Source organism: Vicinamibacterales bacterium (genome assembly GCA_035699745.1).
Classification (GTDB): Bacteria; Acidobacteriota; Vicinamibacteria; order Vicinamibacterales; family 2-12-FULL-66-21; genus JAICSD01.
Map to the genome: position 1 here is coordinate 24,440 of DASSPH010000061.1, position 17,029 is coordinate 41,468.

Genomic DNA, 17,029 nt, shown 5'->3' on the forward strand with positions numbered 1-17,029 from the left:
GAGGCATCACGTGATGGACCGAGCAGAAGCGCAGGCGCGCGCGGTGCTTGCCGCCGCACTCATCGTCCGCGGAGCGGTGGAAGTTCCGTCGATCCCGTCAGGCGCACGACCGCTGCCCGACGCGGCCGGCGTGCGGCTGCGCGACCTCACGGACTACCTGTACCGGCTGATCACCACCGACGACCCGACGGATTCGGACGCGGGACCGCGTTAGACCTTGCGGATGTGAGGACCTCCATGAACACACCAACGCCCCGAACGGCGGTGAACCCGGCCGACCTCGCCCGCGACCTCGAGGAGCTGATCACTGCTCTCGATCGGCGGCTTCCAGGCGTTGCGCAGGCGGGAGAAGTGGACATCGCGCGCGACGCCGCTGCCCTGCGCGCCAAGGCCGTCGAGCGGCTCGAGCAGTTGAAGCAGACGACCCGCTCGGGCACGCCCGGTTAGGCAACTCACGGCCCGCGATTCATCTGCGCGTGCCGCCGCCGCGGCAACGCCGCGCTCTCGCCATTCTTTACGGAATTCTTATTCCGTTCCACGGTATCAATCAGGAGACCGTCCGCTCCCCTCGAGGCGCGGGCGAGCGCTCCTGGAGGCATCCTGCCAACCGTCCGACGCATTTCGCCACAGCTCTTTCCTCTCACACTCACCGCGATCGGCGTCGTCTACGGCGACATCGGGACGAGCCCGCTGTATGCGATGCGCGAGTGTTTCTTCGGATCCCACTCCGTGCCCCCCACGCAGGCCAACGTGCTCGGCGTCCTCTCGCTGATCATCTACTCGCTGCTCGTCGTCATCTCCGTCAAGTACATCGCCGTCGTCATGCGGGCCGACAACCAGGGGGAAGGCGGCATCCTCGCCCTGACCGCGCTCCTGCCGCGCGCTGCCGCCAACCCGAAGCGGTGGAGCGTGTTCGTCCTGATGGGCATCTTCGGCGCCGCGCTGCTGTACGGCGACGGCATGATCACGCCGGCGATCACCGTCCTCGGCGCTGTCGAAGGACTGAAGGTCGCCACGCCGCTGTTCGAGCCGTACGTGGTTCCGATCGCCGTCGGCATATTGATCGGGGTGTTTGCGGTGCAGCGGCACGGCACGCATCGCATCGGCCGGCTGTTCGGGCCGATCATGGTGCTGTGGTTCGCCGTCATCGCGATGCTCGGCATCCGCTGGCTCGTGCGTGAACCCGTGGTGCTGAGCGCTGTCGATCCACGCCATGCGGTGGCGTTCTTCCGTGAGCACGGCGGGCACGGATTCGCGGTGCTCGGCGCCGTGTTCCTCGTCGTGACCGGCGGGGAGGCGCTCTACGCCGACATGGGGCACTTCGGCAAACGGCCGATCCGCGTGGCCTGGTTCGGTCTGGTGCTGCCTGCGCTGCTGCTGAACTACTTCGGCCAGGGCGCGCTGCTGCTGCAGAATCCGCGCGCGGCCGAACAGCCGTTCTTCCTGCTGGCACCCGACTGGGCGCTGTTCCCGCTCGTCGGACTCGCGACGGCGGCAGCGATCATCGCCTCCCAGGCGCTGATTTCCGGCGCCTTCTCACTGACGCGGCAGGCCATTCAGCTCGGGTATGCGCCGCGTCTGGATATCGCGCACACGTCCTCGCACGAGATCGGCCAGGTGTACGTGCCGCAGGTCAACTGGGCCCTGATGCTCAGCACCATCGCGATCGTGATCGCCTTCGGGTCGTCAACCGCGCTGGCCGCCGCCTACGGCATTGCCGTCACGCTGACGATGATCATCACCGCGATCCTGCTTCACGTCATCGCGACGGAGCGATGGCGGTGGCCGGTGTGGATCGCCTTCACGGTGACCGGGATCTTCCTCAGCATCGACCTGGCGTTCTTTGGCGCCAACGCCCTCAAGATTGCGCACGGCGGCTGGCTGCCGCTGGCCATAGGCGGTGTGCTCTTCACGCTGATGACCACCTGGAAGACCGGGCGCCAGATCGTCGCACAGCGACTGACGGCGCGGGCCGTGCCGCTCGAGCAATTCCTGGCCACGGTGGCGGAGAGCCGCCCGGCTCGCGTCCCCGGAACCGCGGTGTTCATGACGGCGCAGCCGCGCGGCACGCCGCCGGCGCTCGCCCACAACTTGCGCTACAACAAGGTGCTGCATTCACGGGTGGTGACCTTGATGGTGGCAACGCAGCCGGTTCCTCATGTGCCGGCCAGCGAACAGATTGCCCTCCAGTCGCTCGGCCAGGGTGTCTTCGACCTCGTGGTGCAGTACGGCTTCATGGAAGACCCCGACGTCCCAGCCGCGCTCCGGCAGGCGAAGGCGCAGGGGCTCGAGCTCGACGACCAGGACGTCACCTACTTTCTGGGAAGAGAGACGCTGATTGTCAGCCGTGTTTCGGGTATGGCGACCTGGCGGGAACACCTGTTCGTGCTGATGGCCCGCAACGCGGTCCGGGCAACGGCCTTCTTCCGCCTGCCGCCGGAGCGCGTCGTCGAACTGGGCGTGCAGGTGGAGATCTGACGGTTCCCTGGATTTGACCCCGCGTTCCCGCCAGCGTATGTTCCGGGCCGTGCGGCGATGGCGGCACGATGCCTTCGTGAGTACCGCGGCGCTCGTCGCCATCGCCGCGGTCGTCACCGTGCTGCGAACGGCGCAGCCCCATCCCAACCCCACCATCGCGGCGCTGCTCTTCCTGCTCATCGTCCTCATGGCGGCGACCGTCGCGCAGCTCCGCGTGTCGATCGCGATCGCCGTGGCAGCCATGCTCGCGTTCAACTTCTTCCTGCTGCCGCCGTTCTACACGCTCACCATCGCCGACCCGCAGAACTGGGTGGCGCTGTTCGTGTTCGTCGTGGTTGCGGTCATCGCCAGTCAGCTCTCCGCCGTTGCGCGACGCCGCGCAACGGAAGCCGAGACCAGCAAGCAGGAAGTGACGCGCCTGTTCGATCTCAGCCGCGACATTCTGCTCACCACCGACAGCGGCCGCGCGGTCGCCGACGTCGCGCGCTACGTGGCGCTTCGGTTCGACGTGGACGCCGCCGCGATCTGCCTGCCCACCGACCACGGCTGGGAACTGCACCAGGGGGGCAGGAAGTCCGTGGAGCCATCGGCGCAGCAACTCGACGAGGCGCTCGCCCGGCTGCGCGGCCCGCTCGAATACGATGCACGTCGGCGCGCGTACGGCGGGCACATGCGGTTGGACCGGCCGGACGGCGCCCGCGTGACGCTGGTACCCTTGCGGCTGGGCACGAAACCGCTCGGCCTGCTCGCCGTCAGGTCCACCCACCTCGAAGTCGGCACGCTCGATGCGCTCGGCGGTGTCGTCGCCATCGCAATCGAGCGCGCGCACTTTCTCGCCGAGCGCAAGAAAGCGGAATTGGCGAGCCAGCGCGCCGATCTGGCGTCGGCCCTCCTGGCCTCGTTCAGCCATGACCTGCGCACGCCGGTCACCTCCGTCCGTGTGGCCGTCACCAACCTGCTGGACCCCGGCCTTCCGGCCGACGAGCGGCAGGGCCAGGGGCAGCTTGCGCTTCAGCAGCTGGACCGTCTGAACCGGCTGTTTGCCGACATTCTCGACATGGCCAGGATCGACGCGGCTGCGGTCAACCCCGAGCGCCAGTGGGTCTCGCCGGCGGACGTCGTCGATGCCGCCATCGCGCATGCCGGTCCAGCCCTGAGCGCACACACACTCCGCATCGACGCCGACAGTGAGCACGAAATCTCCATCGATCCCAGGCTGACGTCCACCGCCCTGGCGCACGTGCTCGAGAACGCCGTCCGGTATTCGCCCGCCGCGGCGCCAATCGCCGTGCGCGCCTGGACCGACGATGACGGTGCCCACTTTGCGGTCCGCGATCATGGCCCTGGTCTTGACGCGTCCGACCTCGATCACGTGTTCGAGCCGTTCTACCGGAGCCCGAAGACGCGGCACGCCACCGGCACCGGTCTGGGTCTGGCGATCACGCGCGGTCTGCTCGCCGCAGAGGGTGGCCGCATCTGGTGCGAGAACGCCCTGGACGGTGGAGCGCAGTTTACGATTGCCGTGCCCGCGCCGGTGCGCGCCGCCAGCGCACCGGTCTCATAGCCATGCCCTCACGCGTGCTGATCGTGGACGATGAGCCGGCGATTCTGGCCACCACCGCCCCCCTCCTGCGTGCGCGCGGCTACGAGGTATCCACGGCCATGTCGGCGAAAGCGTGCCTCGAGAGCGTCGAGCGGCTCGAGCCGGACTTGATCATCCTCGATCTCGGCTTGCCGGACCTCGATGGCGTCGAGGTCTGCCGGCTGCTGCGTGACGGACGGTCGATGCCGATCATCGTGCTCTCCGCTCGCGGCGGCGAGCGCGACAAGGTCGGCGCGCTGGATGCGGGGGCCGATGACTACGTCACCAAGCCGTTCGGCGCCGAGGAGCTCCTGGCGCGCATTCGCGTGGCCTTGCGCCGGGTGGAGTCGGCTCCCTCGAGCCAGGGCCTGCTCGTCCGCGGTGAGCTGGTGATCGATCGCGATCGTCACACGGTCACGCGCGCGGGGGACAAGCTGCGGCTGACACCCAAGGAGTTCGAGCTGCTGGTGTTCCTGGCGCAGCACCCCGGCCGGGTCATGACGCATCGAGCCATTCTCAAGGCGATCTGGGGCCCGCACGCCGTCGATCAGCCCGAGCACCTCCGCGTCCTGCTCGGATCACTTCGAAAGAAGCTCGAGCGGGATCCCTCTCGTCCACGCTACATCGTGACCGAGCCCTGGGTCGGCTATCGTTTCGCCGATCCCGAGTAGCGCTCGTCGAGCGCCAGATTCAGCAGCAGAACGTTCACCCGCGGCTCCCCCAGCACGCCAAACTGCCGCGGCTCCGTCAGCTCCGCGACGAGCCGCCTGATCCCGGCCTCGCTGACGCCCCGGTCGCGCGCCACACGCGGTACCTGGAACTCAGCCGCCGCAGGTGACAGGTGCGGATCGAGACCGGATGCCGATGCCGTCACCAGTTCGATCGGCACCGCCGCTCCGGGATTGGCGGCCTGGAGCCGATCCCGCTCGGCCGCCACTCTCGCGACCAGCGCCGCGCTCGTCGGACCGAGGTTCGAACCGCCCGACGCCGCCGCATCGTAGCCGTCTCCCGCCGCCGATGGACGCGGCCAGAAATAGCCCGGGCCAGAGAAGCGCTGCCCGATGAGCGCCGACCCGACCACGACCCCGTGCCGGTCGATCAACGATCCGTTCGCCCGCGCCGGAAACAACGCCTGGGCGGCCGCGGTGACCAGCAGCGGGTAGGCGAGCCCGCACACGAGCGTCGTCGCCACCGTGAAGGCCATCGCGACATAGAGCCGCCGCACCACGCCGATCGTGATCCCGGCAGCGGCGGTAATCCCCGAGGCAATCTCGAAACCGATGTTCGACATGACGTCACCCCAGTCCGAGCGCGGCGATCAGGACGTCGATGGCCTTGATGCCGACGAACGGCGCGACCAGGCCGCCCACGCCATAGACCAGCAGGTTGCGGCGCAACAGGCCCTCGGCGCCCTGCGGCCGATACGGGATCCCCTTCAGCGCTAGAGGCACCAGACAGACGATGACCACCGCATTGAAGATGACCGCGGACAGAATCGCCGATTGCGGCGAGCGCAGACCCATGACGTTGAGGGCGGCGAGCCCGGGGAACGCGGTCAGGAACATGGCCGGGATGATCGCAAAGTACTTGGCTACGTCATTCGCGATCGAGAACGTGGTGAGCGCACCGCGCGTAATGAGCAGCTGCTTGCCGACTTCGACGACTTCGATGAGCTTCGTCGGGTTCGAGTCGAGGTCGACCATGTTGCCGGCCTCTTTCGCCGCCTGCGTCCCGGTGTTCATCGCCACCCCGACATCCGCCTGCGCCAGCGCGGGAGCGTCGTTGGTGCCGTCGCCAGTCATCGCGACGAGTTTCCCCTGCGCCTGCTCGCGCTTGATCAGCTCCAGCTTCGCCTCGGGCGTCGCTTCGGCGAGAAAGTCGTCGACGCCGGCTTCTGCCGCGATTGCCGCGGCGGTCAGGGGATTGTCCCCCGTGACCATGACGGTGCGGATGCCCATGGCCCGCAGGTGGGCGAACCGTTCGCGCATGCCGCCCTTCACCACGTCTTTCAGGTGCACCACGCCGAGCGCCTGCGCGTTCTCTGCCACGACGAGCGGCGTCCCCCCGGATCGCGCGACGCGCTGCACGATGGTACGCAGCGCGTCCGGGACGGCGCCGCCACGCTGGGCGACATACCGCTCGATCGCGTCCGCCGCGCCTTTGCGAATATCGCGCCCGTCCACCTCGATGCCCGACATCCGGGTGGTCGCCGAGAACGGAATGAAGGTGGCTCGCTGCGGCGACAACTCGCGCTGGCGCAGACCGTAGCGCTCCTTGGCGAGCACGACGATGGAGCGGCCCTCGGGAGTTTCGTCGGCGAGCGACGCCAGCTGCGCCGCATCCGCGAGTTGCCGATCGGTCCGCCCCGGAACAGGAACGAACTCGGCCGCCTGACGGTTCCCGAGCGTGATGGTCCCCGTCTTGTCCAGCAGCAGCGTGTGGACGTCGCCGGCGGCTTCCACGGCCCGCCCCGACATCGCGAGGACATTGTGCTGCACCATGCGGTCCATGCCGGCGATGCCGATCGCGGAGAGCAGTCCTCCAATCGTCGTCGGGATGAGGCAGACCAGCAGCGACACCAGCACGAAGACGCTCTGCGGCGCGTTCGAGTAGATCGCCAGCGGTTCGAGCGTGACGACTGCCACCAGGAAGACGATCGTGAGGCCGGACAGCAGGATGTTCAGCGCGATCTCGTTCGGCGTCTTCTGGCGCGCGGCGCCTTCGACGAGCGCGATCATGCGATCGAGAAAGGTCTCCCCCGGATTGGCGGTGATCCGGACCTTGATCCAGTCCGACAGCACCCGCGTCCCGCCGGTCACCGCTGAGCGGTCGCCGCCCGCCTCGCGGATCACCGGAGCCGATTCGCCGGTGATCGCCGATTCGTCCACCGAGGCCACGCCCTCGACAATCTCGCCGTCGCCGGGGATCACCTCGCCTGCCGAGACCATCACCAGGTCCCCGCGCAGCAGCCGTGCCGCAGGGACCCGCTCGATGGCGTTGCCATAGACCACGCGATTGGCGAGGGTATCCGTCCTGGCGCGGCGGAGCGTGTCGGCCTGCGCCTTGCCGCGTCCCTCCGCCATCGCTTCCGCGAAGTTCGCAAACAGCACGGTCAGCCATAGCCACGCAACGATCTGCCCCTCGAACAGGAGGCCGCCGCGCCCGAGCGCCACATCGACGACGAACCGGCCGCTCACCAGCACCGCGCCGACTTCCACGACGAACATCACCGGGGTGCGGGCCATCGTTGCCGGATTGAGCTTCCACAGCGCCGCGACGAGGGCGCCGCGAACGAGCCTCGGATCGAATCTCGACGCCGCTGACGAGCGCGTGCCTGACACGGCTTCAGAAGACCTTTCCTCGGTGCATCAGCAGCTCCTCCACGATCGGGCCGAGGCTCAGCGCCGGGAAGAACGTCAGTGCGCCGACGATGACGATCACGGCGACCAGCAGGGCGGAAAAGAGCGGCGTGGTGACGGGGAACGTTCCGAGCGAGACCGGCGCAGTCTTCTTGGCGGCCAGATTGCCGGCCAGCGCGAGCATCGGGATGATCGCCATGAAGCGGCCGAGCAGCATCGCGGCGCCGATCGTCGCGTTGTACCAGTGCGTGTTGGCCGACAGACCGGCGAATGCGGAGCCGTTGTTCCCGGCTCCCGACGTGTAGGCGTACAGGATTTCGCTCAGTCCGTGCGGCCCCTGATTGAGCACGCTCGAGGTCCCGAAGTCAGACGACAGGACCGCGATGCCGGTCAGCGTCAGAATCGTCAACGGGACGATCAGGATCGCGAGCATCGCCATCTTGACGTCGTAGGCTTCGATCTTCTTGCCCAGGTACTCCGGGGTGCGGCCAACCATCAGTCCGGCGATGAACACCGTCAGGATGATGAAGACGAGAATCCCGTAGAGGCCCGCCCCGACGCCGCCGAAGACGACTTCACCGAGCAGAATGTTGGTGAGCGGGACGAGGCCGCCCAGCGGGGTGAACGAATCGTGCATCGCGTTCACCGCGCCGCCGCTGGCCGCCGTCGTCACGGTCGCGAACAGCGCCGAATTGGCGATGCCGAACCGCACGTCCTTGCCTTCCATGTTGCCGCCGGACAGCCCGAGAAGAGGGTTGCCCCGCGCTTCAGCCCAGTACGCGGCGGCCGCGCCCACCAGGAACAATGACGCCATCGCCGCCCAGACGGCCCACCCATGCCGGCGCGACCCCGTCATCTCCCCGAGAGTCCAGGTCAACCCGGCCGGAATCAGGAAGATCATGACCATGGAGACGAAGTTGGTCAGCGGCGTCGGATTCTCGAACGGGTGGGCGCTGTTCGCGTTGAAGAAGCCGCCGCCGTTGGTCCCGAGCTGCTTGATGGCCTCCTGAGACGCGACGGGGCCCTGGGCGATCGTCTGCGTGCCGCTGCCATCGACCAGGTGCACGACGTCATAGCGCTTCAGGTTCTGGACCGCGCCCTGCGAGACGAACAGCAGGGCGATGACGCTGCAGAGCGGCAGCAGGATCCACAGCAACCCGCGCGTCGTGTCGACCCAGAAGTTGCCGAGCGTGCCGCTCTCGCGCCTGGCGATGCCGCGGACCAGGGCGATCGCCACCGACATGCCTGCCGCGGCCGACACGAAGTTCTGGTACGCGAGCCCCGCCATCTGGGTCAGGTAGCTCATCGTCGTCTCGCCGGCATACGCCTGCCAGTTCGTGTTGGTGACGAACGACGCCGCCGTATTGAAGGACGAGTACGTCGACACCGCCGGCAACCCCTCCGGGTTGAACGGCAGCCAGCCCTGGAACCGTTGCAGCGCATACAGCGCCAGCATCGAGATACAACTGAACGTGAGCAAGGCGGCCGCATACTCGGTCCACGGCATCTCGTGATACCAGTCGATCCCGCACACCCGATAGATGCGGCGCTCGATCGGACGCAGCGCGCGATCCAGCCAGGTTCGGCGGCCAGCGAAGACGAGGGCCATGTACCGGCCGCACGGCCTGGTGAGGACGGCGATGACGCCGATGAAGAGCGCAATCTGCAGCCAGCCGTTTGCAGTCATGCCAGCACCGTCAGAAACGTTCGGGATACAGCAGCGCCGCGAGCAGATAGATCAGCAACCCGACGGCGATCAGCAGTCCGATGAAGAGCTCGCCGGTCATGGGCGGCTCACCTGAGGCGCTCGCAGCCGGAGACGTACGCGGCGGCGGCGAGGAAGAACAGCAGTGTGATCGCGATGAACGCCGCGTCGCCCATTACCAGATCCCCTTCCTGGTGCCACGCACGATATCCATGGCTTCAGCATCGGCCCGGTGACCGTAACGGAGCGATCAAAACTCCGTAAAAACTCCGTTAAGACCGTGCGATCGATCAGGCCGGCCCGTACGATGGCGATCGTGGCCGAGGATCGCCCCACTCCTGAGCAACTGCTCGCGCGCATGCAGCACGCGGAACGGGCGCGGCTGCGGATCTACATCGGGGCGGCGCCTGGTGTCGGCAAGACGTACGCGCTCCTGCGCGATGCGCACCGGGAGCGGCGGCAGGGGGTCGACGTCGTGATCGGGCTGGTGGAGACGTACGGGCGCGCTGAAACAGAGGCGCAGCTCCGCGATCTGGAGGTCGTTCCCAGGCGCGCGGTCCCCTACCGCGGCGTCGTCCTGGAGGAAATGGATCTCGACGCCATTCTCGCCCGCCGCCCCGAGCTGTGCGTCGTCGACGAGCTCGCGCACAGCAACGCCGCCGGCGGCCGGCACGAGAAGCGCTACCAGGACGTGATCGAGCTGCTCGATCACGGCATCGGCGTGCTCACCGCGGTCAACATTCAGCATCTCGAAACGCTGAACGACGCCGTCGGGCGCGTCACCGGCATCCGGGTCCGCGAAACCGTGCCCGACACGTTTCTCGCGCGAGCCGACGAAGTCGTCAACGTGGATATCACGGTCGAGGAGTTGCGCAGCCGGCTGCGCCAAGGCAAGGTCTACAAGCCTGAGCAGGTCGAGCAGGCGCTCACCCACTTCTTCACCGAAGGGAATCTCTCGACCCTGCGCGAGCTTGCCTTGCGTGCGGTGGCCGATGAAGTGGGTGCGAAAGCGGCCTCCTACCGGCAGCGCGAAGGCCTGGAGCCCGGGTTGATCCCCGAACGGGTGATGGTCTGCACCAGTTCCGCGGCGCAGGCGCCCCGCGTGCTGCGGACCGGCGCCCGCATCGCCGGCAGACTGGGTGCACGGTGGTACGCCGTCTATGTCGAGACACCCCGGGAGGCGCCGGGCCACATCGAGCCGGCGGATCGTGAAGCGCTGGCACGAAACCTGGCGCTGGCCGAGAGTCTCGGCGCGACCGTCGTCCGGGTCAAGGCGGATCGGCCGGCTGACGGCTTGATTGCGTTCGCCAAGCGCGAGGGGATCACGCACGTCATCTTCGGCCAGTCGGCGCGCTCGCGCCTCGAGATCCTCTGGAAAGGGTCGACCCTGAACCGGTTTCTCGAAGAGGTGCGCGACGCCGCGGTCCAGGTCGTGCCGTTCGACGCATAGACGCGCAACATCCGACGATTTCCAACAGGGCCGCGCACACGACCAACGTCCGCCGTCCCGCCAGTCCGGTGACACCCAACGTGGCAATCCGAGGTCCGGCTCACCGCCCGATGTCTGTTCGGTTGGAGGGTGCGAGCCGTTACACCAGTTATCGCTCAACAGGCGAGGCGGCTGCGGCTTCGTGCGAACACGATACCCGTCGCGGTCGTCCGGACAGACCCTTCTAGGGCGTTCACCGAAACTCGAAATCCGCTTTCACGAGGAGGCTCACATGAAGAGTCGATCGCGTCCCCAAGTGTACGGGTCTGCGCGAAAGGTGATCATGGCGCTGGCGATGGTCGCCCTGGTGCCCGTACTCACGCAGACGGCCACGGACGTCCGCACGGGCCTTGGCGGCAACGAACCCACGTCGGCGGCCGTCAACCCGCTCAGTCCGAATATCATCGCGGTGGCGCGGGGCCTGTCGGTCGCAATTTCCACCGACTTCGGCGTGACGTTTCCGACCACGGTGACTGCGACCACCAACGTGCCGGTCTACGGCACGATCGCGTCGTGGAGCGGCTGCGGCGACGCGTCGGTCACGTTCGATTCGCAGGGCCGGCTGTTCTTCAGCTACCTGCTCTGCGGCAACGACAACGCCGTGCCGGCGAATCGCGTCGACATCTCCGCATTCGTTCAACAAATCAACGCGACCACCGGTGCCACCGTCGGGAATCCGATCGAGGTGAGCGGCGGCGCGCTGAACTTCGACGACAAGGAATGGATCGTCGCCGACAGCAACCCGTCCAGCCCGTTCCGCGACAATTTGTACGTGATCTGGACGAGGCTCGACGGCCCGTCTCAGGTGATGTTCACGCGCTCGACCAACGGCGGCGCGACGTGGTCGGCCCCTGCGGCGATCGACGGCGGCGAAGGCTTCGTCTGGCCATCGCACATCGCCGTTGCGCCGAACGGCGACGTCTACGCCACGTATCACAGCGACACGTGCGGTTCGGCGACGGCGCCCATGTTCGTGCTGCGCGACACCACGGGCGGGGCCCAGTTCCAGGCCGCCGCGGGATTTCAGAAGACCTCCTTCACCGCGGCGGTCACGTGTAACGTGCAGTCGGCGGCTGCCACCGCCATCCCGAATACCACCTTCTGGATGCAGGGCGCCAATCAGGGATTCGTGATTCCCGATCCGGTCCGCACCGGGCAGGTGTACGTCGTGGCGAATCACGACCCGAACGACGACTTCACCTCGGGTGACGGCGGCGACATCATCCTGGCGCGCTCATCGGACGACGGCTTGAGCTGGACCGTCAGCACGATCAGCCATGGCCCCGTCGGCACGCTGCAGGCGTACCCGACCGGGGCGATCGACCAGCTCGGCAACCTCGTCGTGACCTGGTGGGACACGCGCCGTGGACTGACCAATGCCGCCGGCACGCTGATGCTCGACCAGTACGCGACGGTGAGCCGGGACGGCGGCGAGACGTTCACCTTCGACTTCAGAGTCAGCGACGCCGCGATGGATCCGGACCTGAACGCCCCCTGCCGCTTCGGCACGCTGCCGACCTGCGGCGGAGCGGACGCCGGGCCCAATACGCTGCGCATCGGCGAGTACAACGGCACGGCCGCGGCCGACGGCATCGGCTACGCGATCTGGACCGGCAACAACGGCACCAACCCGCCGAGCGGCGGCCAGACCACATACTTCGACGCGTTCTCGATCCTCGGCGCCTTCGCCGACCCGATGGAGCCCAATGATGCGTGGGATCCAGGGGTCGCATCCGTCCTTGGCTCGTTCGGCAGCTACAACAATCAGAACTTGACCATCCACTCGGACACCGACGAAGACTTCTTCAAGGTGGTCGCCCACTCCACGGGGAAGCTGGCCTTCCGCATCACCTACAACGGCCGCCTGTCGGATCTGGATATCCAGGTGCGTGACAAGTTCAACAACGCCGTCGCCACGTCGTCGACAGGCCTCGACAGCAACAACCTCGAGACGCTCACGATTCCCGCGGTGGCCGGAGAGGCGTACTTCCTCCGCGTGTTCGCTGAACCCGGGCAGGCACCGCCGATCAACGTCTACGATCTCGACATCCTCAACACGCCCGCCCCGACGCCCTTCGGGCTGTCGCTCGCCGCCGCGGACGATACCGGCGGCAACGGGCTCGATAACATCACCAACGATCCGATGCCGACGATCACGCTCGCGGTCGATCTCAACCCGCTCGCGCCGCTGGCGTTCTCGCCTGACAACGGCACCGCGTCACTGGCAGACGACCCGCCGGGCTACAAGGTGGAGATCTATCGCAACGGCACGGCGGTCGGGCGCGCGACGCCAGTCGCTGGACAGCCCGGCATCTTCACGTTCACCTTCACGACGCCGCTGACGGAAGGACTCAACTTCATCACCGCGCGGGTCGTGGTCGTCGACAACTCCGATGCGATCGGCGGTGGAACCGTGCACGCCGTCGGTCAGGGCGGCGAATCGTTCGCGTTGCTCGTCACTCTCGACACCACGGCGCCCGGGCCCGGCGCGCTGGGTCCGCTCGACCTGCTGGCGTCGAGCGACAGCGGCGGCATCGACGATGACGACATCACGACGTTCAGCACGCCTTCGTTCAGCATCGGCGTCAACGCGCCGGGCCTGGTGAGGGTGTACGCACAGAAGCTGCCGGCGGGGGCAAACGTGCAGGTCGCACAATTCGTGGTCGTCAGCCCCAACGTCTGGCAGTTCACGGTGCCCTCGCTGAGCGACGGCGTGTACAACCTCACTGCCACGCTGGAAGACGGCGCCGGCAACGTGGGCCCGCCCACCGCGCCGCTCAAAGTGACGATCGCGCAGTTCTCGCTGACGCTCCCTGGCGAGACGACGAACGCGGCGGCCGGCCCAGTGGTCATGGATCTCGCCGCGCGGACGATACAGGGCTTCGCCAGCGTCTCAGCGACCGGCGTGATCGGCATTTCCGGCATTCCGGTCGTGAACGTGAACGGCAACGGGCAGACCCTCACCGTGAATCTGACGGCCGGCAGCGACACGCTGGGCTATACCCCGTCGGGACCGGCCGCCGGCAGCTTCACCCTCGAGGGCTCGGGACAGACGGTCAACTTCAGCAACGCCGGTGTGTTCACCGTCAATCCGCTCACCGGTGACGATACCGTGACGACGATTGGCAGCGCCGCCGACGACAGCGTCGCGGTGACCGTCACGACGATGCTGTCCGTGCAGGTGGGTCTGAGCAGGGCCCTGAACATGCCGGCAGCCGACATCGAGAAGGTCGGCATCGCCACGCTGCAGGGCAACGACACGATCGGAGTCAACATCTTCGATACGGTCGACGCCCGTCTGTTCGTCGATGGCGGTGAACCCACGACCGTGAACAAGGGGAACGATACGCTGAACCTGTTCGACATGTCGGTCGGCCGGAAAGGCGTGTATTCCAACATCTCCGGCGGATCGACCGCGGGCGCGGGAGCCGTCGCGCTGTCGTTCAAGGCGACGGGCAAGTCGACGCGCGTCGACTACGTCGCGATCGAAAAGCAGACGCGGCGATAGCGCCGTGTGTACGGCGTCGCGCCCGGCTGGACGTCCGGCCGGGCGCGGCGCTTTGCGGAGGGCGCCGTCACCAGCGACTCTCGGCGGTGTGCCGGCCATCGCGCGCCGCGCCACGTAAGTGGACCGCGGCGGTGTGAAGAAAGCGACTGGCAGTCAGCGGCGTCATCTTCGAATCCTCCAGGCGTCGCGTCAGACCTCGCGCGCATGCTCGTGGACGGCACGACCACGGGGTGAGCGCCGGACGATCCGGGACAGCAGGAGGGCCAGCGGCGCCGCGGCAAAGCTGAGCACCGCCCCCATCTTCGTCTCCGCCAGCGCAGTGCCTCCGGGAAACGCGGCGGTGGCAAAGAACAGCGAGACGGTGAATCCCATCGAGGCGACGATGCCCACCACCAGGAGATCGGCGGTGTGAAGTCCCTTTGGCAAGCGCGCACCTGCGAGCCGCACCGCGCCCGTCATCACGAGCACGCCCGCCGGCTTACCGACGAGGAGGCCTGCCAGCACGTAATACGTGCCCGGCCCGATCGATTCGAACGCGACGCCGGCGTTGGCAAACCCGAAGAGCATCAGAATCACCTGCACCGGCTTCGCCCACCAGTGCTCGAACCTGTTCAGCGTGTCCGTCCGGCTGTCTTCGCGGGAGTCGAAGATCCCGAGATCCCGCGCGCAGTGCGGCATGAACGGGACGACGGGCACGAGGGCCAGTGCAGGATGCAGGCCTCCGAGGTACAGTGCGGCCCACGACAGCGACCCTGCGGCGGCGACGTACGGCCAGAAGCTCGGTGTCCGGCGGCGGCGCAGCCACACGGCGACGACCACCGCGGCCGTCATCAGCGTCACGACCCAGGTGAGCGACAACGGTGCGGACGGATAGAACACGGCCAGAATGATCAGCCCGAGGGCATCGTCCGCGATCGCCAGCAGCAGGAGGAACGGGATCGCCGGATGCCTGGCCGGAAAGATCGCCCGCGCCACCATGGCCGAGAACGCGATGTCCGTGGCACAAGGAATCGCCCACCCGCGCGCCAGTTCTGGAGGTCCCATCGCCGCCACGAGCGCGCTGTAGATCAGCGCGGGCGCGGCCATTCCGCCCGCGGCAGCCGCCAGCGGCGACAGGGCGTGCCGCGGCGAGGCCAGGGAGCCCCCCGGGAGCGTCGCCTCGAAGACCTCCTTCGCCGCCAGCGCGAAGAAGAACACCATGCCCACGTCGTTCACCCAGAAATGCAGTGGATGCGCGACACGGGCGTAGCTCGCCTGGTCCACGTTGGCCCAGATCAACGCGGCTACGGTACCCGCGACGAGGAGGAGTGAGTTGTCGAAGAGAAAGTGCGCGAGACGCGAACGTGGGTGTGGCATCGATGACGGACCTGCCAGGGGATGGCGGCCCGACCACCCAGCCTACCTGCAGCGGGACTTCCCCGCCACACCCGGATCGATTATATCGAAGCTGGCTGCTGGCGCCCGCTCACTCGGATATCCGTGCGCCGGCAATCCGAACCGATCGCGCGGTGCCGACCATCGGGAGATCAGGGGTTTGCGTGACCTTCTTGCGCGCGCGTCCGAAGCAGGGTCACTTTCGGTGTCGCCGTGGCGCGCCTCATCAACGCGATGACCTCGGTCGCGGGCCCCAGGATCGTCGTGATCAGGCCCAGTCGCCGCGCGTCCCAATCGATGAACGCACCGTCGGGACACCGGGAATGGAGATCGGGCGGTAACTTCTCCGGCCGGACCCAGTGGCCATCGCGCAGTGCCGTGTAACCGGTCAGTTCGCCGCCGGCTGCCGGTTGCCGGTAGTGGTAGTAGACGACGACGCCGTCATCATACCCATACGGCGCGTCGGCAGCGCCGAGGCGCCGCCGCGATGCCATGGTCGTCCGAACCACGTTCTCGGAGAGCACCATCAGGCGGGGATCGGTTTCCGCCTGCACCCGTCTCACCATGCCATCGTGGTGATCCATTCCTGCCTGGATCCTGGCGACGAGGTCCTGCGCCGCATCCGTCTGCCCGGACCCGGCCTGTTCCTGAAGCAGCAACAGGTGAATGCCGAGGATGATGAGATAGCCGGGATAGGCAGCGAGACCCGCAGCGCTCAGGCGCGTCAACATCGCGGCCGTCCGGTCGAGCAGCGGCGCCAGCCTCGAACGTGACGGGATGCGGACGTACTCGACTACCCGCTGGAGCAGCGCCCTCGCATCGGTGATACACATCGCAAGGTCATGTCCACCTGTCGTGCCGCGCAGGTGTCGTTCCGTCTCCCGCATTTGCTCCGCGAAGAGCGCCTCGATGCTCGTTGACTGAGCGTCGAGCACGCGAACGAATCCGTCGAGCACCAGTGCCGCGATCCCGGCTTCTGCACCGGCAGCCAGCGTGATCGCGCTCCATGCCCACGAACACCTCGTCACCCGCCAGCCACTGCACTTCAGATCTCGTGCTCCGACGTCGAGTGCGGAGTAAGCGCACGGTTGCTCGGGACCGGCCGGATGAAGGTAACTCAGACCGCCAATCAGTCCATCCCGAAACAGGCCAGAGCTGGCATCAGGCTCCAGCCGCCGGTTGGTCCAGTGGCGCGGTGGGAGCCGGCCGATGGCGCTTGGGGCGCCGCAGGTTTTCCTCATCTCATTCGGCTGCTTGCGGAGGCCGCGGCCCGACGTGCCGGCGACGCACGGGTGTCCGGTTCCGAGGCGAAGCGGAATGCCTGGCGGTCATCTCAGCCCCGTAGCGCCAGTCCAATCGACGAGCGCTGAATGCCCTGCTCCGATGTGAGCAGGTCGTCACAATCGCGAGACGCCATGACGAGTCGGACAGCACATCGTCTCGCGTTTCGAGCCGCGTGAACATACGCGCCACGCATTAGGCTCGACTACGTCTTTGGTTGTAGCCGATGGTCAGAACGGCCTGTCGCTCGGCG

13 protein-coding genes are annotated in these 17,029 nt (G+C 67.4%); 7 read left to right on the forward strand and 6 right to left on the reverse strand.

What is annotated here, in order from left to right; genetic code table 11:
* Positions 1-13 precede the first annotated feature (13 nt).
* From VFK57_13370 to VFK57_13390, 5 genes are all read left to right on the forward strand, one after another.
* On the forward strand, positions 14-214 hold the full coding sequence (locus tag VFK57_13370; GenBank protein ID HET7696697.1) for a hypothetical protein: 201 nt from the start codon (positions 14-16) through the stop codon (positions 212-214).
* Positions 215-237: 23 nt separating this feature from the next.
* Positions 238-447, forward strand: coding sequence for a hypothetical protein (locus tag VFK57_13375; GenBank protein ID HET7696698.1), 210 nt, complete (start codon positions 238-240; stop codon positions 445-447).
* 207 nt (positions 448-654) lie between these two features.
* Positions 655-2,478, forward strand: coding sequence for a potassium transporter Kup (locus tag VFK57_13380; GenBank protein HET7696699.1), 1,824 nt, complete (start codon positions 655-657; stop codon positions 2,476-2,478).
* A 13-nt stretch (positions 2,479-2,491) separates the two neighbouring features.
* Positions 2,492-4,042 (forward strand): ATP-binding protein, encoded by a 1,551-nt coding sequence (locus VFK57_13385; GenBank protein HET7696700.1) that lies wholly within the window; start codon positions 2,492-2,494, stop codon positions 4,040-4,042.
* A 2-nt stretch (positions 4,043-4,044) separates the two neighbouring features.
* Positions 4,045-4,731 carry a response regulator transcription factor gene (locus tag VFK57_13390; GenBank protein HET7696701.1) on the forward strand — a complete coding sequence of 229 codons (687 nt, stop codon included), beginning with the start codon at positions 4,045-4,047 and terminating at the stop codon, positions 4,729-4,731.
* Here VFK57_13390 and kdpC read toward each other — a convergent pair.
* Genes kdpC through kdpF form a run of 4 tightly spaced genes read right to left on the reverse strand, consistent with a single transcriptional unit; the run spans position 4,707 to position 9,206 of the window.
* Positions 4,707-5,351 carry a potassium-transporting ATPase subunit KdpC gene (kdpC, locus tag VFK57_13395; protein ID HET7696702.1) on the reverse strand — a complete coding sequence of 215 codons (645 nt, stop codon included), beginning with the start codon at positions 5,349-5,351 and terminating at the stop codon, positions 4,707-4,709. The genes VFK57_13390 and kdpC overlap by 25 nt on opposite strands.
* Positions 5,352-5,355: 4 nt before the next feature.
* On the reverse strand, positions 5,356-7,401 hold the full coding sequence (kdpB, locus tag VFK57_13400) for a potassium-transporting ATPase subunit KdpB (GenBank protein HET7696703.1): 2,046 nt from the start codon (positions 7,399-7,401) through the stop codon (positions 5,356-5,358).
* A gap of 4 nt (positions 7,402-7,405) precedes the next feature.
* Positions 7,406-9,106 carry a potassium-transporting ATPase subunit KdpA gene (gene kdpA, locus VFK57_13405; protein HET7696704.1) on the reverse strand — a complete coding sequence of 567 codons (1,701 nt, stop codon included), beginning with the start codon at positions 9,104-9,106 and terminating at the stop codon, positions 7,406-7,408.
* Positions 9,107-9,116: 10 nt separating this feature from the next.
* Positions 9,117-9,206 (reverse strand): K(+)-transporting ATPase subunit F, encoded by a 90-nt coding sequence (kdpF, locus tag VFK57_13410; protein ID HET7696705.1) that lies wholly within the window; start codon positions 9,204-9,206, stop codon positions 9,117-9,119.
* Between the two features lie 234 nt (positions 9,207-9,440).
* Between kdpF and VFK57_13415 the strand changes: the two genes are divergently transcribed.
* Positions 9,441-10,574, forward strand: a complete 1,134-nt coding sequence (locus VFK57_13415; protein ID HET7696706.1) for a universal stress protein — start codon at positions 9,441-9,443, stop codon at positions 10,572-10,574.
* Between the two features lie 271 nt (positions 10,575-10,845).
* Positions 10,846-14,121: an Ig-like domain-containing protein gene (locus tag VFK57_13420; GenBank protein ID HET7696707.1), complete on the forward strand. Its 3,276-nt coding sequence runs from the start codon at positions 10,846-10,848 to the stop codon at positions 14,119-14,121.
* A gap of 189 nt (positions 14,122-14,310) precedes the next feature.
* On the opposite strand, the gene VFK57_13425 is transcribed toward VFK57_13420, so the two are convergent.
* Together VFK57_13425 and VFK57_13430 are read right to left on the reverse strand one after the other, a co-directional pair.
* On the reverse strand, positions 14,311-15,477 hold the full coding sequence (locus VFK57_13425; GenBank protein HET7696708.1) for a Na+/H+ antiporter NhaA: 1,167 nt from the start codon (positions 15,475-15,477) through the stop codon (positions 14,311-14,313).
* Positions 15,478-15,647: 170 nt separating this feature from the next.
* Positions 15,648-16,736: a hypothetical protein gene (locus VFK57_13430; GenBank protein ID HET7696709.1), complete on the reverse strand. Its 1,089-nt coding sequence runs from the start codon at positions 16,734-16,736 to the stop codon at positions 15,648-15,650.
* Positions 16,737-17,029: the final 293 nt, after the last annotated feature.